We start from the raw sequence: 19,329 nt of genomic DNA on the forward strand, positions 1-19,329 counted from the left end.
CCACGGCGCTAGACCTTCTTGTCCAGCGTCGACTTGATCTCTTCCTCGGCGTTCGTGTACGCGGTCATCGACCGTTCGACGTTGTGCTGCATGCCTCGCAGCGCCTCGACGATGTTCGCGAACCCTTCGGACGAGCCCTGCGCGCCGGGCTCGTAGTCCTTCGCGAACTCCTTGCCCGCGTCGTCGTTGCCCCAGCACTGGCCGAGCGAGTTCATCGCGGCCACCAGTTCCTTGCCCGCCTCGTCCAGCTGGTCCGCGGCGATCCCCAGTTTGGCCGCGGCCGACTTCACCGCATCCGGATCCGCGGTGAATCCGGCTCCGCCCCCACCGTTCGGCATCAGACTCCCCTGGTCAGCCAGCTCGAAGGCGGCTCTTCCTCATCGTCGTCCTGCTGACGCACACGCTTCGGCACCGGTTTCGGCGTCGGCGGGGCAGGCGGCGGAGGAGGCGGCGGCGGGGTTTCGTCCTTGATCATCAGCGGGGCGTCGAAGTCCTCGTCGGACTTCGACGGTGCCTCTTCCTCTTCAGCCGCGAGGAAGTCGGGGATCGCCGGCATCAGCCCCTGGAGTGAAGGCGCGCCTTCGATGAGGTCCGACAGGTCCGGCAGTCCTTCGGTGATCGGCGCCATCAGCTCGGCGACCTGCTGCTTGACCTGCAGCGATCCCTGACGGACCAACGTCAGCACGGTGTTGGCCAGCTGCGCGGGAGTGGTGCGCTCGAAGGCGTTCGGCTGGATCTCGAGCTTGGCGAGCGTGCCGGTCGCGTCGATGGTGGCGCGGACGAGGCCGTCCCGCGAAACCACCGTCGCCGACGTCTGCGAAGCGGCTTCCTGCGCGTCCCGGAGCTGGGCCGTCTGGCGCTCGAACTGTTCGAGCAGCGTGTCGACCTGGTCCTTCATGGCGGCATTGCGCGCTTCGAGGCGTGCGCTGTCGTCGCCGGCCGTCGTCACTTGAGCCCCCGCTAGTGCTTGATCCCGGGCATACGCCACCCGGTGTCGGTAAGCGTCACCCTAATGCCAAGGGCGGAGCCTTATCAGCCGTTCTCCTTTTTCGCACCGCGAGCAGGTATCCGGCGGCGCCCACCAGGTAGAGGACGGCCGCCGTGATCAGGAGTCCCGGCGACCGGCCGTCGTCCGGGATCACCGTCGCGGCCAGCGAGACGGCGGCGACCTGGGTGACGTTGAAGAGCGTGTCGTAGAGCGCGAAGACCCGCCCTCGCGCTTCGTCGGCGACGTCGAGCTGGACCGAGGAATCGACGCAGAGTTTCAGCACCTGCCCGGCGCCGGTCACCAGGAACGCCGCGAGCAACGCGGCCGGGACCACCATCGGCAGGCCGAGCGCGAGCTGCGCGATCGCCGCGAGCACCAGCGCGCCCACCACCAGCCGGACCCTGCCCAGCCGCCGGAGCAGCCGGGCGGTCAGCAGCCCGGCGACCAGGATCCCCGCGCCGGCGAACGCCGCCATCTGCCCCAGCCCCGCCATGCCCGCGCGGAAGACGCCCGCGTCGGTGAAGTGGTTGCGCATCAGCAGCACGGTCACCAGCAGCGAGATGCCGTACGACGCGCGATGGGCGAACAGCGCGACGAACCCGGCCGTCACGCTGGGCGTCCGCCAGGCCGCCTTCGCGCCGTCCGCCAGGCCGCGCGCGACGGCGAGTGCCGGGTTCGACGGCTCGTCGACGGTCGACGGCCCGAGCAGCCCGCGCGCGAACCCCGAGGCCAGGACTGCGGCGCCGATCCCGCCCAGCGCGGCGACGGCGGTGACCCACGCGGAACCGGCGTCGTCGGCGCCGGTCAGTGCCCGGAGGCCGATCGCGCAGCCGCCACCGACGACGGCGAGCACCGAACCCCAGGTCGCGGCGAAGGCGTTCGCGGCGACCACGGATTTCTCTTCGACGACGTGCGGAAGCGACGCGGACAGCCCTGAGCCGATGAACCGCGAGATGCCTTCGGACGCCAGAGCCAGGGAGAACAGCCCGATCCCGGCCGCTCCCGTGCCCACGGCGACGGCCGTCGCGAGGATGGTGAAGGACCGCAGAAGGCTCGCGAAGATCAGGACCTTCCGGCGGTCCCAGCGGTCGAGCAGCGCACCCGCGAACGGTCCGACGAGCGAATAGGGCAGCAGCAACGCCGCGAACCCGCCCGCCATGGCGAGCGCGTCGGCGGCGCGTTCGGGGTTGAAGAGGACGGCTCCGGCCAGTCCGGCCTGGTACATGCCGTTGCCCCAGTGCGCGGAGAACCGCGTGAACAGGAGACGGCGGAAGTCACGGTCGCGAACGAAGGTTCGAGAAGGCGCCGGGGCGCTGATCGTCACGGATCCGCAGCTTAGAGAAGGTGGTCGATGCGCTTTGAGGTCGCCTCTCGGCGGCTATGCGCAGTGTGGCTCCAGCCGGACGGTATTCCACAAAGGCGGTTCTTCAGTGAGCCCGGGGGACACGGAAAGCGCACCGACCGTTGTGTCCAACGGTGCTCGTGATGCTGTTGTTCCCAGAGCCGGACGATTTGTCTTCGCTCGAAGTGGGATCATGGCGGACGTGCCAGCGGACGCCGAGGTCGAACCGGGAACGCTCCTGGTCGCCGCCCCCACGATGTTCGATCCCAATTTCCGGCGAACCGTCGTGTTCGTCATCGATCACCGGGACGAGGGAACGCTCGGCGTCGTGCTCAACCGGCCGAGTGACGTCCCGGTGTACGACGTGCTCCCCAATTGGGGCGGGCACGTCGCCGAACCGCAGTCGGTGTTCGTCGGCGGTCCGGTCGAGAAGAAGACCGCGCTGTGCCTGGCCGCGCTGCGGACCGGCGAGACGGCGTCGAGCGTGCCCGGCGTGATCGCCGTCCGGGGCCCGGTCGCGCTGGTCGATCTCGACACCGATCCCGAGATCCTGGTGCCGAAGGTCCGAGGTGTGCGGGTCTTCGCCGGCTACGCGGGCTGGGACTCCGGCCAGCTGGCGAACGAGATCGAACGCGACGACTGGGTGATCGTCCCGGCGCTGCCCAGCGACGTCCTCGCTTCGCCGCACCACGACCTCTGGGGTCAGGTGCTGCGTCGTCAGGGCATCCCGCTGGCGCTGCTGGCCACGCATCCGGGAGACCTCCAGCGCAACTAGGCGGTGTCCTGGTGCGGGCCTGCGTTGTCGCCTGCGCCAGGCCACCGAGACCCGCTGTCAACCACGATGAAAAGGGCTCATTCCACGGCGATTCCGCGGGCCTTGAGAGTGTCCTCGGCGCCGGGGACGGCCATGATGGACCCGGCGATGTCGTGGATCACGCGGAGGTTGGGCAGCAGGGCGAGGTCGTCCAGTGAGGTGATGTCGAAGAGGTCGTCCTCGCCGTCCCAGAACGGCGAGCACTGGTGATAGATGTCCAGGCCGCCGTCCGTGATCAGTTCGTCCACGGCGGCCAGCTGGTCGGGAGTGAACTCCAAATCGGTGAAGTACTGGCGGGCTTCATCGAGGACGGTGTACAGCAGGTCCTGTTCGTCCAGGTACTCCCACAGGTCGCCGGTGGCGCCCTTGGCGTGGAGAACTTCGGCGATCTGGAAACGGGGCTGGATGAGCTTGTCCTGGTACATGAGCTTGTCGATGACCAGCAGCTTGAAGTTGAAGTCGCGGAACATGGCGCATGATCTACCAGACCGCTCCGACAATCCGGGCAGTCGGGACGCGACTTCTGATCGGCTAGGCGGTGGCGGTGTCGGCCTTCTTGAAGACGCCGCAGGTGCCGCAGGCGCAGCCACTGCATCCGGCGGGCCGCTCGGGCTCGGGTTCCGGCACCGTCGCGGCCGCGCGGTTGCCGAGCACTCCCCCGGCCGCGACCAGCGCGATCATCCCGAGCACGCCCACGAACGAGGCGAGCAGCAGCCCGAACGTCGTCGGCATGACCAGCGCGGCGATCCCCGCGAGCACGGCGATCACGCCGCCCGCCAGCGTCGGGACCCCGGCGACCTTGTTGCCGAGCCGGAAGGCGTCCTCGCTGCGCATCGTGGCGGCGGTGCGCACGCCGGCGCCGCGGTCACGCGGCAGCTTCTCGCGCAGGCCGAGGAACCCACCCCAGCCGACGAGGACACCCAGCACGATCGGGACCAGCGCTATGACGAACACTCCACGAGGATAAGCGTGACGTTCCGGCAACCTGCCGGATACCCTGATCGACTGTGCTACAGGCCATGTCACGCCGAGTTCTCGTTACCGCCCTGATCGGGGCCGTCCCCCTCACCCTGATGGCGGCACCCGCCGCCGAAGCGGGTCACCGTCCGCTTCGCCTGATCGGGGAACAGATCGTCCCGAACGCCCTGCCCTACGAGGGCACTGTCGTCGGCGGCCTGTCCAGCATCGATTTCGACCCCCGCACCGGCGAATACGCGCTGATCTGCGACGACCGGTCCGCGATCAACCCGGCGCGGTTCTACACGGCGAAGTTCTCCCTCGACGCCAAGGGACTCGGCCCGGTCACCTTCACCGGCACCAAGCCGCTCCTGCGTCCCGACGGCACGCCGTACCCGCCGCTCGCGAAGAACGACCCGGCGCAGCCGCCGAACATGCAGACCATCGACCCCGAAGAGCTGCGTGTCGACCCCTGGACCGGCCGGTACGTCTGGTCCCAGGAGGGCGAGCGGTCGGCGGCGGCCCGGATCGACCCGTCCATCCGCGAGGCGGAGCGCGACGGCTCTTACGTCCGTGACCTGCCGATTCCCGCCAACGAGAAGATGACCGAGACGACGGGGCCGCGGCAGAACCTCGCCCTCGAAGGCCTCACGTACGCGGGCTTCGGTTCGCTGGTCGCCAGCTCGGCCGAGGGGCCGTTGCTGCAGGACGGTCCGGAGGCGAACACCACGTCGGGCGCCCTGTCGCGCATCACGCTCCAGTCGCGGTTCGGGCCGGTCCTCGCGCAGTACGCGTACCCGCAGGAGAAGGTCTTCGCGTCGCCGAACCCGCCCGGCGCCTTCGCGACCACCGGCATCTCGTCGCTGCTGGCCGTCGACCAGGCCGATCCGACGCGCTACCTGGTGATGGAGCGTTCGTTCGTCACCGGCGTCGGCAACAAGGTCCGCATCTACGAGATCGACACCAAGGGCGCCACGAACATCCTGAAAACGCCCTCGCTGGCCGACGCGAAGAAGGTCAAGCCGGTCAAGAAGCGCCTGCTCGCGGACCTCGCGGACTTCACGTTGTCCACTGTGGACAACGTCGAGGGGATGACCTGGGGGCCGCGCCTGCCGAACGGCGAGCGCAGCCTGGTGCTGGTCAGCGACAACAACTTCTCCGCGACTCAAGTGACCCAGTTCATCGCTCTGGCGGTCCCCTCGGAACGGCTTTGACCAGCGCGTTAAACTGGCCATATGGACACGGCTCGGCTGCTCCTTAGCCTGCCGCGCTGAACTCGGCCCCACGGCCGGGACCAGCGCGGCGACCCCTCATGCCCTCCGGGCTGAGGGGTCGAGTTGTTTCTGGAGTGGCTTGACGTGGATGAGCACGGAGGATTTCGGCGATGAACCAGGCGAGCGAAGGCGCCGACGCGGCACCTCAGCACCGCTACACGGCGGAGCTGGCGGGCCAGATCGAGCAGCGCTGGCAGGACTACTGGTCCGACCACGGCACTTACCACGCGCCGAACCCGGTGGGCCCGCTCGCGGACGAGAGCGGGGAGGTCCCGTCGGACAAGCTGTTCGTCCAGGACATGTTCCCGTACCCGTCGGGCGCCGGCCTGCACGTCGGGCACCCGCTGGGTTTCATCGCGACCGACGTCTTCGCGCGGTACCACCGCATGATCGGCCGCAACGTGCTGCACACGATGGGCTTCGACGCCTTCGGCCTGCCCGCCGAGCAGTACGCGGTGCAGACGGGGCAGCACCCGCGCAAGACGACCGAAGAGAACATGGAGACCTACCTGCGCCAGATCCGGCGCCTGGGCCTGGGTCACGACGAGCGTCGCCGGATTTCGACGATCGATCCGGACTACTACAAGTGGACCCAGTGGATCTTCCTGCAGATCTACAACTCCTGGTACGACGAGAAGGCGGGCAAGGCCCGGCCGATCGTCGACCTGGAGACCGAGTACGCGCAGGACAAGCGGCGTACGCCCGACGGTCGCAACTGGTGCGAACTGACCCGCGCCGAGCAGCTGAAGATCATCGACTCACATCGCCTGGTCTACCTGTCCGAAGCGCCGGTGAACTGGTGCCCCGGCCTGGGCACGGTGCTGTCGAACGAAGAGGTCACCTCCGACGGCCGCAGTGAGCGCGGCAACTTCCCGGTCTTCCGCCGCAACCTGCGTCAGTGGATGATGCGGATCACCGCCTACGCCGACCGCCTGGTCGACGACCTGGACCTGCTGGACTGGCCCGAGAAGGTCAAGTCCATGCAGCGCAACTGGATCGGCCGCTCGCACGGCGCGCGCGTGTCGTTCGAGGTCGGCGAGCAGAAGATCGAGGTCTTCACCACCCGTCCCGACACCCTGTTCGGCGCCACATACCTGGTGGTCGCGCCCGAGCACCCGCTGGTCGACGAACTGACCGCCGCCACCTGGCCGGAAGGCGTCGACGCCCGCTGGACCGGTGACGCGGCGACGCCCGCCGAAGCGATCGCCGCCTACCGTGCGGCGGCGGCGCGGAAGTCCGAATTGGACCGTCAGGAGAACAAGGAGAAGACCGGCGTCTTCACCGGCTCCTACGCGGTGAACCCGGCCGACGGCAAGGAGATCCCGGTCTTCGTCGCCGACTACGTCCTGATGGGCTACGGCACCGGCGCGATCATGGCTGTCCCCGGCCAGGACACCCGCGACTGGGAGTTCGCCGAGAAGTTCGGCCTGGAGATCATCCGCACCGTCCAGCCGACGGAAGGCTTCGACGGCAAGGCGTTCACCGGCGACGGGCCCGCGATCAATTCTCGGCAAGAAAATGGACTCAGCCTGGACGGCATGGGCGTCGACGAGGCCAAGAAGACGATGATCGGCTGGCTGGAGGAGCACGGCCACGGTCGCGGCACCGTCCAGTACAAGCTGCGCGACTGGCTGTTCTCGCGCCAGCGCTACTGGGGCGAGCCGTTCCCGGTGGTCTACGACGAGGACGGCCAGGTCCACCCGCTGCCGGACAGCATGCTGCCGGTCGAGCTGCCCGAGGTCGCCGACTACTCGCCGGTGACCTTCGACCCGGAGGACCGCGACAGCACGCCGTCCTCGCCGCTGGCGCGCGCGACCGACTGGGTCGAGGTCGAGCTGGATCTGGGTCAGGGCAAGAAGACCTACCGCCGCGACATCAACACCATGCCGAACTGGGCGGGTTCCTGCTGGTATCAGCTGCGGTACCTGGACCCGACCAACCCGGACGTGTTCGTCGCGCCGGAGAACGAGTCCTACTGGGTCGGCCCGCGTCCCGCCGAACACGGCGTCGACGACCCCGGCGGCACGGACCTGTACGTCGGCGGTGTCGAGCACGCGGTGCTGCACCTGCTGTACTCGCGGTTCTGGCACAAGGTGCTGTTCGACCTGGGCCACGTGTCGTCCAGGGAGCCGTACCGGAAACTGTTCAACCAGGGCTACGTCCAGGCCTACGCCTACACGGACGCACGCGGCGTCTACGTCCAGGCCGACCAGGTCGAGGAGCGGGACGGCAAGTTCTTCTTCGGCGACGAAGAGGTCAAGCAGGAATACGGCAAGATGGGCAAGAGCCTGAAGAATGTCGTGACGCCTGACCAGATGTCCACCGACTACGGCGCCGACACCTTCCGCTTCTACGAGATGTCGATGGGCCCGCTGGACGTCTCGCGGCCTTGGGCGACCAAGGACGTCGTCGGCGCGCAGCGGTTCCTGCAGCGGCTGTGGCGCCTGGTCGTCAACGAGGAGACCGGCGACCTGCGAGTGTCCACTGTGGACGCCACGGACGAGGATCGCAAGCAGCTGCACAAGACGGTCGCCGGGGTTCGCGAGGACTACGCGGAGATGCGGTTCAACACGGCCGGCGCGAAGCTGATCGAGCTGAACAACTACGTCACCAAGACCTACGGTTCGGCCGAGGCCACGCCGCGGGAACTGGTGGAGCCGCTGGTGCTGATGCTGGCGCCGCTGGCCCCGCACCTGGCCGAGGAGCTGTGGAAGCGCCTGGGTCACGCGGATTCCCTGGTGCACGGGCCGTTCCCGGTCGTCGACGAGAAGTACCTGGTCGAGGACTCCGTGGAGTACCCGATCCAGGTCAACGGCAAGGTGCGCTCGCGCGTCACCGTGCCCGCTGACGCGGGCAAGGACGCCGTGCAGGCGGCCGCGCTGGCCGACGAGAAGGTCGCCGCGCTGGTCGGCGACGGCACGCCGCGCAAGGTGATCGTCGTGCCCGGACGGTTGGTCAACATCGTGCTGTAGCGCCGTGGCCGATAGCCGCCAGCGTCGAGGGTCATGAGGCGATTCGATGGAGTTGTTCAAGGACAACGAAATCGAACGGAGAACACCCCATGACCCTCGACGGCAAGGTGGCTTTGGTGACCGGCGGCAGCCGCGGGATCGGTGCCGCCACGGCGATCCGGCTCGCCGAGGACGGCGCCGACGTGGCGCTCACCTACCAGAGCAACGCCGAACTCGCGGCCGGCGTCGTGGACCGGATCAAGGCGCTCGGCCGCCGCGCGCTGGCGATCCAGGCCGACAGCGCCGACGCCGCGGCCGTGGTTTCCGCGGTCGACACGGCGGTCGCCGAATTCGGCAGGCTCGACGTGCTCGTCAACAACGGTGGCGTCGGCTTCGTCGGCCCGCTCGACCAGACGAGTCTGGAGGACATCGACCGCGTGCTCGCGATCAACGTCCGCGGTGTCTACGTGGCCACCCAGGCCGCGGCCAAGCACCTCGGCGAGGGCGGGCGCGTGATCACCATCGGCAGCTGCGTCTCGGACCGCGTGCCCGGCCCCGGGATGTCGCTGTACGCGGTGAGCAAGACCGCCCTGCTGGGCATGACCAAGGGGCTGGCCAGGGAACTGGGGCCGCGCGGCATCACCGTGAACATCGTCCACCCCGGCCCGACCGACACCGACATGAACCCGGCCGACGGCCCGTACGCCGCCGACCAGCGGAGCATGACGGTGTTCGACCGCTACGGTTCGCCGTCGGAGGTCGCCGCCACCGTGTCGTTCCTGGCGCGGCCGGAAAGCAAGTACGTGACCGCGGCGACCGTTTCGGTCGACGGCGGGCACGCGGCCTAGTCGGTGGACAGGCCGATCTCGCGCGCGAGATCGGCCAGCATCGCGTCGAAGAGGACGTCCGGTTTCGAGAACGGGATCGGATAGTTGCCGAAGACCTCGAGCGTGACGTGCCCGTAGAGCCGGGCCCAGAACTGGATCATCAGGTACGTCACGCCGAGGTCGAGCTTTTCGAGCGGGAACGTCGCCCCGGACTCCTTCAGCACGGCGAGCAGTTCCTCTTGGAAGGACGTGAGATCGTCGCGCAGCTCGACCGGGACCACGTCGTTCGACGGTGTCACCAGGTCGTGCATCGCGAGCACCCGCCCCGCCGCCGCGAGGAAGATCCGCCCGAACGGCTCGTCCAGCCTGCTCAACGTGTCGTCGCCCGAAGGCGACGCGAAGACCAGCGTGAACTCCTTGGTGTGCGTGAGCGCCCACCGCCGGAATCCCTTGCAGATGGCGAAAAGCTGCAGCGCGCCCTCGTCCGGCAGCTGCGCGATGTCCTCGGCGAGCCCGGCCGCCAGATCCGCGACGACGTCCGCGCGAAGATGCTCGACCAGATCGTCACGGGAACCGTAGTAGCGGTACAGCGCCGGCGCCGTGATGCCGAGCTCGCGCGCGATCGCCCGCAGGGTCACGGCCTCCGGGCCCTGCTCGACCAGGAGCGCCCGCGCCGTCCGGCGGATGTCCTGATCGGTCGCCGCCCGCTCGCGGCCCCTGCGGCTGGGGTTGGTCATCCGGGCATTCTAGGTGGTCAGTACGGGGATTACCCCAGAAGGCGGGCCTGAATCCTCGTGAGTGGCCGGAGCGCCAGGAAGATCGGAATCGCCATCCCGGCGGCGATGAGGAAGTGCACGATCCACGCGCCCGCCAGCGTCGGCCCGCCCCACGTGCCCTCGGGATCGCTCCCGGTCCAGAAGAGCCCGTAGGTCGCGATGCGCCCGACGAGATAGAAGAGCAGCAACGCGAGCAGGAACGCAATCGCGCTCGGACCGAAGGCCGCCACGAACCGCGGCCGGGACCCGCCCTCCCACCCGAGCCAGTGCCGCGCGAGTCCGTGCTGGACCTTCGCGCCACCGACGTAGCCCGGCAGCACGAGAAGCGCGTAGACCGCGCGTTTCCAGTCCGAAATCGTCATGCCCACTAGGCTAGGAGCCACTGACCTGCGAGAACATGGGGTAAGCCGTCGGATCCGGTAGGGAAAACCGGAGGTCGCTGTGGTGATCCACACGACCGGGGTGCGGATGTCCGCCAAACGTTCCCCGATGTCAGACGGGTATGCCACACTCGGTCGCCGAACGGCTACGACGTGAACAGGGGAGGTTCGCGTGTCGAACCCTGAGCAGCTCTTCGCTGATTACGAGGCCAAACTGGCCGACGCCCAGCGAAAGGCGAATCAGATGCGCACCGAGATCGAAAGCGTCTCGGTGTCCGAACGCAGCAAGGACGGCCAGATCTCGGTCAAGGTCAACCACGCGGGGAACCTCGTCGGCCTGGAGATCGGCCCGTCCGTGCGGGACAACCCCGCGCTCGCGCAGGAGATCCTCCGCGTCGTCCAGAGCGCACAGAGCAAACTCGCCGGCGCGATGCAGACCGGCGTGCCGTCCATCGCGGGCACCGAGACCATGAACGAGCTGGTCAACCAGCTGCACAACGAATACCCGGAACCCGAACCGACGGGCTTCGTCGAGGGCGGTCACCAGGAGATGGACGAGGACGACCGCTTCGTCGCCGAAGACGAACTCGACGCTCCGCCTCCGCCTCCCGCTCCGAAGCCGCCCGCCCCTCCGTCTCCGCCCGCACCGCCGCGTGCCGCGCGCAGGCAGCAGACGGACCACGAGGACGACTACTTCACCGGCGGAGACTTCCTGCGCTGAGCGGGTTCTTGAGGGAGGGAAAACATGGGGCAACCACAAGGCGACCAGGGCTTCAATGTAAATCCGGACCAGATCGACGAGCACGCCAAGCAGGTCGCGACAACGCTGGAAACCATTCAATCGGCGCTGGCGGCCGATCAGCAAAGTCGGATCCAGGCTGGAGATTTCGGTTTGATCGGGCAACTCGTAGCTCTCGACGTCTGGTGCAGCAGCACCGCTGACAAGGCGGCAGAAGCGCTTAAGAGCGCTGTCGATGCGGGCGAGCATCACGTCACGACAGTGCGAAAATGGGCTCAGGCGCGTCGGGTCGACGAGGAGTCGGCGACAGAGCTGATCAACCGCTCGGGTCAGGTGCGGCATGGCTGACGGAGAGAACAGCATCCTCCATGCCGCCAAGGAGGAGACAGATTCCGAGAAGAGGCCCGTCGATAGCTTCCTCGAAGGCGCGGGTGCGATTCAGGATACCTATGGCGGCATCGAAAAGCTGGCTCAAGGTGACTGGACCGAAGGCCTGCTGAGTTTGGGTTCGGCCGGATTCGACGCCGCGTCGATGATCACCAGTGGTGGAAATCCGCTCGAAACTCTCTTGAGTTGGGGCCTGGGGTGGGTCATCGAGCACGTCGACTTCCTGAAGGAGCCTCTCGACTGGCTCACCGGCAATCAGGACGCGCTCGATCTCGAGGCCCAGAAGTGGACGGCCATCAGCAAGAAGGTCCAGGAGACGGCTGAACAGCTGACAGCCGAGGTTCGGAAGAACACCGTTGGCTGGACCGGTGCGGTGGCCGACCGCTACCTCGAATACGTTCAGGAACAATTGCATTCGTACCGAGCACTGTCCGACGCCGCACGTGATGCCGGCGCCGTCGTCGAGGTCTGCAAGATCATCCTCGATGTCGTTCGGACGGTGATCCGTGACCTCATCACGGACACCTTGGCGAAGATCATATTCATTCTTATGCGCTATCCCCCACCTGGATACCCCGCTGCCCTGGCGGCTGAGGGAGTTCCTTTCGCCATCAAGAAGGCGGGAGAATCCCTTACGTGGGTTCAAAAGCTTCAACGAGCGTTCGCCAACGCCATCGCACTGCTGAAGAAACTGGACGTCGTATTCGTCGACTTGGTGAAGAAGTGGGCCAAAGATGGCGGCAAGTACGTGGCTGACGTCGTCAGCCACGTCGGTGGCGTTGCGATGCAAGCCGGCCTGGACACGTTGGGCGGCGTCGGTAAAGCAGCTGTCAAAGAAGTGGTCAAGGGTGCGCTGGATTATGGCGCGTCGACCGAGAACAGTGAAAGTGCGGACGACGAAAAAGAAGATGAGGAGAAGACCACGATCGACCCGAGGAAATCCGGGGTGGTCGGCAGTGGTGCTGCTCCTGCGCCATCCGGAGTGCGGCAAGAGGACAAGCCCATCTTCGGGCAGCAGGGTGGCCAGAGGATCTCGGGGTCGCTGTAGTGGCAACACCGTTCAACGATTGCTGGTGAGGCGGCTTTGAATTCGTTCGCGAAGGGACTGTCCGCCTCACTCGCCGTCCTCATTCTGGCCTTGGGGCTGGCGCTGCTCCCGGCTCTCACGATCCACCGGCTGGCCGCGGCACCGGTAAGCCTGACAAGCTGGTCGAACGAGGGCAAGGACGGCACGGCTTCGGTGACCTCCTGTGTTGCTCGTGGCCCGATCGGCCTTGGCGGTGTCGGGTACTACTGGGTTTGCACGGCGGACGTCGCCACCGACACCGGAACGCGGACCGGCATGGAGTTCGAAGGGGAATTAACGCCGGGCGATCAAGGGAAACCGGTCGCCGTCATGGACGACGACGGGAAATGGAAACGTAACGTCGCTCATCCGTACTGGTTTTTGGACTATGTTTTCGGCGCCTATCTTTTCATCTTCATGTTCATCGCGGTGGTTGTAGCCGGTGCTGTCTATTCAGAGTTCAAGAAGGAAGAATCTGACGAGAGCGCTGCGGAAGCGGCGACGACTTCGGTGGATCTGCCGGTCAGACATCATGAGGCACATGAGAGCAACCCGAGCTGGGCGAAGGTCGGCGCCATCTTGGGACTACTATTGGCAGCGCTGGGGATCTTCATCGGTTGGTTGGTCTTCGAGGTGCGAGTCAGCGGCTTTTGGGACCCGGCCTATCTGATCGCAGGAACGATCTTCGCGGTCGGTGCGACGATTGTGTTCTACAGCCTCAGTAGGAAGGAGCCGCTGAAGGAGGCGACGTTCCTCGTGGAGCCTGACGGGCTGACGGTAGAGACCAGCGATGGCCGGGGGACTTTGTTGGCCTGGTCGACCCTGGAGCGGATCGTCTTCGATCAGCCTCGTGCTATGCGGTTCCGGAATGTCGTTTCGGTCCTGCTCGTTCCAGTTCCTTCGAAGCGGGATGGTCTTCATGGCTGGATCCGGACGTATTTCCGAGGAGTGGGGACAAGCTTCGGATACGAGTTGTCACCCGGCGTGCCTCGGGTGGCGGCCACGACGTTCTCGGACCTGATCGAGCAGCATTGTCCCGGTCTCACCCGATGGCCTCGGCGCGAGATCCGGCGTTGGGGCTTCGGCCTGTTCGGACTCGTCGATCGATTCCGTCGGGCCAAACGCCGGTAGGACGTGAGAGGAATATGCGGAAGGCCGAGAGCGTCGATTTTCGAGCGGAAAGCGGCTAGCCCAGCGAATCCAGCCAGCTGCTCGCGGCCAGCATGGATAACAGCTCCTCGGCCATTTTCCTGGCTGGACCGCTGTCCGACCGGTCGTCGGCGATGGTCCGCAACCCATCCGCTGCGGCCCGGATCCTGCGCTCGATCGCCTCGACCAAGTCCGTCGGCTGGTCGTCTTCATCCCGGTAGCTCGCATATCCGGGTTCAGGCGCGAAACAACCCCACCAGTCCAGCAACACCGTCAAAGCCTCGGCGCGCGGCTTTCCCGGTCGATCCCGGGCGACTCGCAGCAGGACTGTCACGGCGGGGACAGCGGCCGGATATAGCGTTCCGGCGTGATCGTTGCTCACTGCGCCGGCCAAGCGGCCGACCGCCAAGGCGGCAGAACTGTCCTTCGATGCGGGTGTTTCCAAGATTGCGACCGCGTCGGCCGCTTCTTCTGGCCGGTACCACTCCGGGCCGGGAAGTGCAGACCAGTTCCCCGGGGTCATCGCCTCACTGTCTTCATGGTCTGAAAGCTTCGGCGCCGCCGAAGCCGGGGCGCCGCCGGCGCCGATCACTCGGGGGGCTACGTGATCGACGCCGGCGACCCGATGCCCTCTTCCCGGCACCGGCCGGGATCGGGGCAACGTCACCGCTGGAAAGCGGCAACGCATCTCAAGAGCGGGCGTGATCGCCGAAGTGACGCCCGGGGGAAGGTTATCCCCCGAAAGAGTGACGGCGTTCCGCTGCTCGCCTGATTGTCGCACTACGCGCCGAGAAAGTTACAAAGTTCTTCACATCTTCGCCCGGAGAAGGGTCATGACCGGACAACTGCTGGTCATGGCATCGTTTCCTCCATGACTTCTCAGGTGCTGGTCATCGGGTCCGCCAATGCCGATCTCGTCGTCCCGGTCGACCGGCGGCCAGGTGGTGGCGAAACCGTACTGGGTGGCGACACGGTCTTGTCGCCGGGTGGCAAAGGCGCCAACACCGCGGTCGCCGCGGCCAGGCTCGGCGCCGACGTCGCGTTGCTCGGGGCGGTCGGCGACGACCCGTACGGCGAACTGCTCAAGCGGTCGCTTGCCGAGTCCGGAGTGAACACGGAATCGCTGCGCACGAGCGAGCGTCCGACGGGGATCGCCTACATCACGGTCACGCCCGACGGCGAGAACTCGATCCTCGTTTCGCCTGGCGCCAATTCGGCCCTGCGGCCCGAGAACGTCGACCTCGACGGCGCCGAGGTCGTGGTGTTGTCGCTGGAGATCCCGCTCGAAACCGTCGAGCACGCCGTCGCGAAGGCCGTCGAAAGCGGTGTGAAGACCTTGTTGAACCTGTCCCCGGCGGCCGAGCTTTCCGCGAAGACGCTTCAGGGGCTCGACGTGCTGTTGGTCAACGAGCACGAGGCGGCCTTCCTGCTCGGTGGCGAGGCGGACTTCCCCAAGCTGCTCGACCTCGGTCCGAAGGCCGCTGTCGTGACGCTCGGTGCGAAGGGGGCGGCGGTGGTGACCGCGGACGGGGTGACGGAGGTGCCGTCGCCGAAGGTCGAGGCCGTCGACACGACGGGCGCCGGTGACGCGTTCGCCGGGGCGCTCGCCACCTCGCTCGCGAAGGGCGACGAGCTGGCCGACGCCGCGCGCAAGGCGGTGAAGGTGGCGGCGATCACCGTGACCCGCCAGGGCGCGCAGCCCTCGTATCCGACGGCGTCCGAACTGGAATGATGTCTGCTTCTGTGTTCTGCTGATGGCTATGAGTGAGGTCACGCCGCCTATGAGATATGGTCTAGACCATGCAGTCTGAGTCACTGTCCGGGGTCGCCGTCAGTCCCGGCCGCGCGAGCGGTCCTGTCGTCCGGGTCGCCGAGCCGCTCGGCGAACCCGCGAGCACGCCGGCACCGGCCGATCCCGCCGCCGAGGCCGCCCGGATCGCCCCGGCCGCGCAGATCGTGGCGGGCAGGCTCGAAAAGCTCGCCGAGACGGCGACGGGTGAGGCCGCGACGATCCTCATCACCACCGCGGCGATGGCGGCCGACCCGGCACTCGTCTCCTCGGCGGAGCAGCTGGTCAAGGATAAAAACCTGCCTGCGCCGCGTGCGGTGCATCAGGCGGCGGGCAAGTTCGCCGACGCGCTCGCGGCCGCGGGCGGCTACATGGCCGAGCGCGCCCGCGACGTCCTCGACGTGCGAGACAGGCTGATCGCCGAACTGCTCGGCATCGCGCCGCCCGGCGTTCCCGACCTGGATTCGCCGAGCGTGCTCGTCGCCCGCGACCTCGCGCCCGCCGACACCGCGGGCCTCGACCCGGACAAGGTGCTCGCGCTCGTCACCGAAGAGGGCGGCCCCACCAGCCACACCGCGATCCTCGCCCGTGCGCTCGGCATTCCCGCCGTCGTCGCGGTCCGCGGCGTCCTCGCGCTCGACGCGCAAGCGCTTGCGGTGGACGGCGACACCGGCGTCGTCGAGGTCGCGGACCCGAACGCCGAGGTCGTCACGGCCGCCAAGACCGGCGCGATCGAGTGGGACGGCACCGGCGCGACGTCCGACGGCCACCGGGTGAAGGTGCTCGGCAACGTCGGTTCCGCCACCGACGCCCAGGCCGCGGCAGAGGCGGGCGCGGAAGGCGTCGGCCTCTTCCGCACCGAGTTCTGCTACCTCGACGCGTCCGCCGAGCCGAGCGTCGAAGAGCAGCGCAAGGCCTACACCGCCGTGCTGACGCCCTTCCGCGGCAAGCCGGTCATCGTCCGCACGCTCGACGCGGGCGCCGACAAACCTCTCGCGTTCCTGGAGCCCGAGGTCGAGCCGAACCCGGCGCTCGGCGTGCGCGGGCTTCGCGTCGCTTTCGACCGGCCCGAGATCCTCGACCGCCAGCTCGAGGCCATCGCGGGTGCCGCGCAGGACTCCGGAGCCGAGGTTTCGGTGATGGCCCCGATGGTCGCCACCGCCGCCGAGGCCGCCTGGTTCGCCGAGCGCGCCCGCGCCGCCGGGATCGCCCGCGTGGGTGTGATGATCGAGATCCCGGCCGCCGCGCTGACCGCCCGCGAGATCCTCGACGCGGTCGACTTCGTCTCCGTCGGCACCAACGATCTCGCGCAGTACACCTTCGCCGCGGATCGCCAGCTCGGCGCGGTCGCCAAACTCAACGACCCGTGGCAGCCCGGGCTGCTGCGCCTGCTGAAGGTCATCGGCCAGGCCGCGAAGGACACCGGCAAGCCCGCCGGTGTCTGCGGTGAGGCCGCCGCCGACCCGAGGCTCGCGCTGGTGCTGGCCGGGCTCGGCCTGACCAGTCTTTCGATGAACGCGCCCGCCGTGCGCGCGGTCGGCGCGAGCTTGGCTGCGACGACGCTGGCCGAATGCGAGTCACTGGCCGAGGCCGTTCTGGCCACATCGGACCCGGTCGCCGCAAGGCAAGCCGCCGCCGAGCGGTAGCAAAGGTCCCTTGATCCCAAAAAGGATCAGGGAGCATGTCGAAATCCGGTCCACCGCTTCGACGCCTAGGTGAAGACACCGAAGCGACGAAAGGACCGGACCATGACGACCACCATGACCCCGACGCGGGCTGGACGCCGGGAATGGGTCGGGCTGGCCGTGCTGGCCCTCCCCACCTTCCTGGTCTCCCTCGACGTCTTCGTGCTGATCCTCGCGCTGCCGAAGCTCAGCCAGAGCCTCGGCGCCGACAGCGTCCAGCAGCTGTGGATCATGGACGTCTACGGCTTCATGATCGCCGGGTTCATGGTCACCATGGGCACCCTCGGCGACCGCATCGGCCGCCGGAAACTGCTGCTCATCGGCGCCACGGCGTTCGGGCTGGCCTCCGTGCTGGCCGCGTTCTCGACCAGCGCGCTGATGCTCATCGCCGCCCGCGCGCTCCTCGGGATCGCCGGTGCGACGCTGGCGCCGTCGACGCTCGCGCTGATCAGCAATCTGTTCCTCGACAGCCGCCAGCGTTCGCTCGCGATCGGCATCTGGGCGGGCTGCTTCACCGTCGGCGCGATCGTCGGGCCGATGGTCGGCGGCGTGCTGCTGGAGCACTTCTGGTGGGGTTCGGTGTTCCTGCTCGGTGTCCCCGCGATGGTCCTGCTGCTCGTCGTCGGCCCGAAGCTCCTGCCCGAGTACCGCAACGAGAACGCCGGCCGCCTCGACCTGGCGAGCGTCGCGCTTTCGCTGGTCACGATCCTGCCCGCGGTCTACGGCGTCAAGGAACTCGCCCGCGAGGGTGTGCACGTGGTCCCGGTGGTCTCGCTGCTGGTCGGACTGGCCTTCGGTGTGGTGTTCGTGCGGCGCCAGCGAATCCTCCAGGACCCGCTGATCGACCTGACGCTGTTCCGTGCCCGCGCGTTCACCACGGCGATCGGCGGGATGTGCGCGTTCACCATGCTGGGCGGGACGACCATGCTCTTCGTCGCGCAGTTCTTCCAGATCGTGCTGGAGCTTTCGCCGGTCGGCGCCGCGCTGGCGTTGCTGCCGGGCATGCTCGCGTCGACCGTCAGCTTCCTGGCGGCGCCGGTCCTCGCCCGACGTGTCCGCCCCGCGACGCTGATCGCCGCCGGGCTGGCGGGCGCGATCGCCGGATTCCTGCTGCTGACGCAGGTCGAGGCGGGCGCCGGTCCGGTGGTGCCGTCGATCGCCTTCGCCATCACCTGCCTGTGCGGTGGCCCGCTGGTCACGTTGGGCACGGATCTGGTCGTCGGCTCCGTGCCGCCGGAGAAGGCCGGTTCGGCGGCCTCGCTTTCGCAGACGGGCAACGAATTCGGCTACGCGCTGGGCATCGCGACGGTCGGGACGCTGGGCAACGCCGTCACTCGGTCCCGGCTCGCCGACGCCGTCCCCGCGCACGACGCGTTCGCCAGCGGGATGCACGCGGTGTCCGGGCTGGCCGCGCTGGTCCTGGCCGTCGTCGCGTACTTCGTGCTCCGGCACCTCCGCCACGTGCGGCCGGTCGGCGCCTAACCGAAGAAGCCTCGCCGCGGGTACTTGATGATCAGCGACCCCCCGTGCACGCGCCCGGTGATGACGAACCGGGGCGTGCCGGGGCGGCCGTTCGACCGCGTCCGGTCGTCGAGGTTGCCGAACTTGATGTCGGTGATCGAGTTGGTGTCGACGGCGCCGTTCTCGGGGATGGTGATCTCCACCGGACCCCATTTGGCCTGCAGTTCGATATGCACCACCGGGTGCCGGATCTCGGCCTGGGAGAAGTCCAGTTTCGTGGCGCCGTACTTGTTCCGGATCACCATCGACTCGGGGACCAGCCAGTTCCCGTTGCGCTGCAACGCCGAGTACTTGCCGTTGAGCTCCATGACCTGGCCGGATGCCTGGGCGTAGGCGTGCTGCCTCGGCGGCGCCCACGGGTTCTGCTGCTGCCGCGGCGCCATCGCCGCTTCGGGATGCACCAGGCCGGGCAGATCCGTGAGCACCGCGTTCAGCTCACCGCGGGTCTTGGAGGCGAGGGCGCGGTCGGTCCGTTCGGTGAACTCGTCGAGGTTCAGCATCCCGAGGCCGATCGCCTTCTGCAGGACCTCGACGACGTGTTCGCGCTCCGCGTCGGAGACCCGGATGTCCCGTCCGGTCAACGGCTTGGTTTCGGTCGCCGGCTGCTCTTCCTCGCCCATGCCTGGAATGGTAGAACCGGATCTCACGCGCGAGATCGGGGAAATACCCTGAACAGACCCGCAT

General features: G+C 67.8%; 20 protein-coding genes. 11 read left to right on the forward strand and 9 right to left on the reverse strand.

The annotated features are described in order from the left end of the window. Positions 1-8: 8 nt before the first annotated feature. The 3 genes from DMH01_RS23370 to DMH01_RS23380 are packed head-to-tail and all read right to left on the reverse strand — an operon-like array spanning position 9 to position 2,312. On the reverse strand, positions 9-338 hold the full coding sequence (locus DMH01_RS23370; protein WP_125679370.1) for a WXG100 family type VII secretion target: 330 nt from the start codon (positions 336-338) through the stop codon (positions 9-11). Then, positions 338-949, reverse strand: a complete 612-nt coding sequence (locus DMH01_RS23375; RefSeq protein WP_233621644.1) for a YbaB/EbfC family nucleoid-associated protein — start codon at positions 947-949, stop codon at positions 338-340. The genes DMH01_RS23370 and DMH01_RS23375 overlap by 1 nt, the downstream gene beginning before the upstream one ends. 55 nt (positions 950-1,004) lie before the next feature. Next, on the reverse strand, positions 1,005-2,312 hold the full coding sequence (locus tag DMH01_RS23380) for an MFS transporter (RefSeq protein WP_125679371.1): 1,308 nt from the start codon (positions 2,310-2,312) through the stop codon (positions 1,005-1,007). 211 nt (positions 2,313-2,523) lie between these two features. Between DMH01_RS23380 and DMH01_RS23385 the strand changes: the two genes are divergently transcribed. Further along, positions 2,524-3,105: a YqgE/AlgH family protein gene (locus tag DMH01_RS23385; RefSeq protein WP_007032276.1), complete on the forward strand. Its 582-nt coding sequence runs from the start codon at positions 2,524-2,526 to the stop codon at positions 3,103-3,105. Between the two features lie 77 nt (positions 3,106-3,182). Here DMH01_RS23385 and DMH01_RS23390 read toward each other — a convergent pair whose 3' ends face one another. After that, complete coding sequence (locus DMH01_RS23390) at positions 3,183-3,614, reverse strand: hypothetical protein (protein WP_125679372.1); 432 nt, start codon at positions 3,612-3,614, stop codon at positions 3,183-3,185. 61 nt (positions 3,615-3,675) lie between these two features. Next, positions 3,676-4,098: an SdpI family protein gene (locus DMH01_RS23395; protein WP_125679373.1), complete on the reverse strand. Its 423-nt coding sequence runs from the start codon at positions 4,096-4,098 to the stop codon at positions 3,676-3,678. A 65-nt stretch (positions 4,099-4,163) separates the two neighbouring features. On the opposite strand from DMH01_RS23395, the gene DMH01_RS23400 reads away from it, so the two are divergent. The 3 genes from DMH01_RS23400 (at position 4,164) to DMH01_RS23410 (ending at position 9,174) form a co-directional block, all read left to right on the forward strand. Continuing rightward, entirely contained in the window at positions 4,164-5,315 is a 1,152-nt protein-coding gene (locus DMH01_RS23400) for an esterase-like activity of phytase family protein (protein WP_125679374.1), read from the forward strand. A gap of 170 nt (positions 5,316-5,485) precedes the next feature. Next, positions 5,486-8,347 (forward strand): leucine--tRNA ligase, encoded by a 2,862-nt coding sequence (gene leuS / locus DMH01_RS23405; protein WP_125679375.1) that lies wholly within the window; start codon positions 5,486-5,488, stop codon positions 8,345-8,347. A gap of 89 nt (positions 8,348-8,436) precedes the next feature. Then, a complete protein-coding gene (locus DMH01_RS23410) occupies positions 8,437-9,174 on the forward strand; it encodes an SDR family oxidoreductase (protein WP_125679376.1) in 738 nt (245 codons plus the stop codon). On the opposite strand, the gene DMH01_RS23415 is transcribed toward DMH01_RS23410, so the two are convergent. Both DMH01_RS23415 and DMH01_RS23420 read right to left on the reverse strand, forming a co-directional pair. Then, on the reverse strand, positions 9,171-9,890 hold the full coding sequence (locus DMH01_RS23415) for a TetR/AcrR family transcriptional regulator (RefSeq protein WP_125679377.1): 720 nt from the start codon (positions 9,888-9,890) through the stop codon (positions 9,171-9,173). The genes DMH01_RS23410 and DMH01_RS23415 overlap by 4 nt on opposite strands. A gap of 29 nt (positions 9,891-9,919) precedes the next feature. Then, entirely contained in the window at positions 9,920-10,291 is a 372-nt protein-coding gene (locus DMH01_RS23420) for a hypothetical protein (protein ID WP_125679378.1), read from the reverse strand. A gap of 190 nt (positions 10,292-10,481) precedes the next feature. Between DMH01_RS23420 and DMH01_RS23425 the strand changes: the two genes are divergently transcribed. The 4 genes from DMH01_RS23425 to DMH01_RS23440 are packed head-to-tail and all read left to right on the forward strand — an operon-like array spanning position 10,482 to position 13,632. After that, on the forward strand, positions 10,482-11,030 hold the full coding sequence (locus DMH01_RS23425; protein ID WP_125679379.1) for a YbaB/EbfC family nucleoid-associated protein: 549 nt from the start codon (positions 10,482-10,484) through the stop codon (positions 11,028-11,030). Positions 11,031-11,054: 24 nt separating this feature from the next. Beyond that, entirely contained in the window at positions 11,055-11,396 is a 342-nt protein-coding gene (locus DMH01_RS23430; protein WP_125679380.1) for a hypothetical protein, read from the forward strand. Continuing rightward, a complete protein-coding gene (locus tag DMH01_RS23435) occupies positions 11,389-12,483 on the forward strand; it encodes a WXG100 family type VII secretion target (protein ID WP_125679381.1) in 1,095 nt (364 codons plus the stop codon). The genes DMH01_RS23430 and DMH01_RS23435 overlap by 8 nt, the downstream gene beginning before the upstream one ends. A 36-nt stretch (positions 12,484-12,519) precedes the next feature. Further along, complete coding sequence (locus DMH01_RS23440; protein WP_125679382.1) at positions 12,520-13,632, forward strand: DUF6346 domain-containing protein; 1,113 nt, start codon at positions 12,520-12,522, stop codon at positions 13,630-13,632. A 55-nt stretch (positions 13,633-13,687) separates the two neighbouring features. Here DMH01_RS23440 and DMH01_RS23445 read toward each other — a convergent pair whose 3' ends face one another. Continuing rightward, positions 13,688-14,242: a hypothetical protein gene (locus tag DMH01_RS23445; RefSeq protein ID WP_125679383.1), complete on the reverse strand. Its 555-nt coding sequence runs from the start codon at positions 14,240-14,242 to the stop codon at positions 13,688-13,690. A gap of 279 nt (positions 14,243-14,521) precedes the next feature. Here DMH01_RS23445 and DMH01_RS23450 point away from each other — a divergent pair, with 279 nt between their 5' ends. The 3 genes from DMH01_RS23450 to DMH01_RS23460 all read left to right on the forward strand — a co-directional run bounded on the left by DMH01_RS23450 (position 14,522) and on the right by DMH01_RS23460 (position 18,606). Continuing rightward, positions 14,522-15,382, forward strand: a complete 861-nt coding sequence (locus DMH01_RS23450; protein WP_125679384.1) for a ribokinase — start codon at positions 14,522-14,524, stop codon at positions 15,380-15,382. A gap of 68 nt (positions 15,383-15,450) precedes the next feature. Next, positions 15,451-17,085 (forward strand): phosphoenolpyruvate--protein phosphotransferase, encoded by a 1,635-nt coding sequence (ptsP, locus tag DMH01_RS23455; RefSeq protein WP_125679385.1) that lies wholly within the window; start codon positions 15,451-15,453, stop codon positions 17,083-17,085. 102 nt (positions 17,086-17,187) lie between these two features. Next, on the forward strand, positions 17,188-18,606 hold the full coding sequence (locus DMH01_RS23460) for an MFS transporter (protein WP_125679386.1): 1,419 nt from the start codon (positions 17,188-17,190) through the stop codon (positions 18,604-18,606). Here the strand turns inward: DMH01_RS23460 and DMH01_RS23465 are convergent. After that, positions 18,603-19,265 (reverse strand): DUF1707 domain-containing protein, encoded by a 663-nt coding sequence (locus tag DMH01_RS23465; protein ID WP_125679387.1) that lies wholly within the window; start codon positions 19,263-19,265, stop codon positions 18,603-18,605. The two genes, DMH01_RS23460 and DMH01_RS23465, sit on opposite strands and share 4 nt — an antisense overlap. Positions 19,266-19,329 lie beyond the last annotated feature (64 nt).

Source organism: Amycolatopsis sp. WAC 04182, from assembly GCF_003947465.1.
Taxonomy (GTDB): Bacteria; Actinomycetota; Actinomycetes; order Mycobacteriales; family Pseudonocardiaceae; genus Amycolatopsis.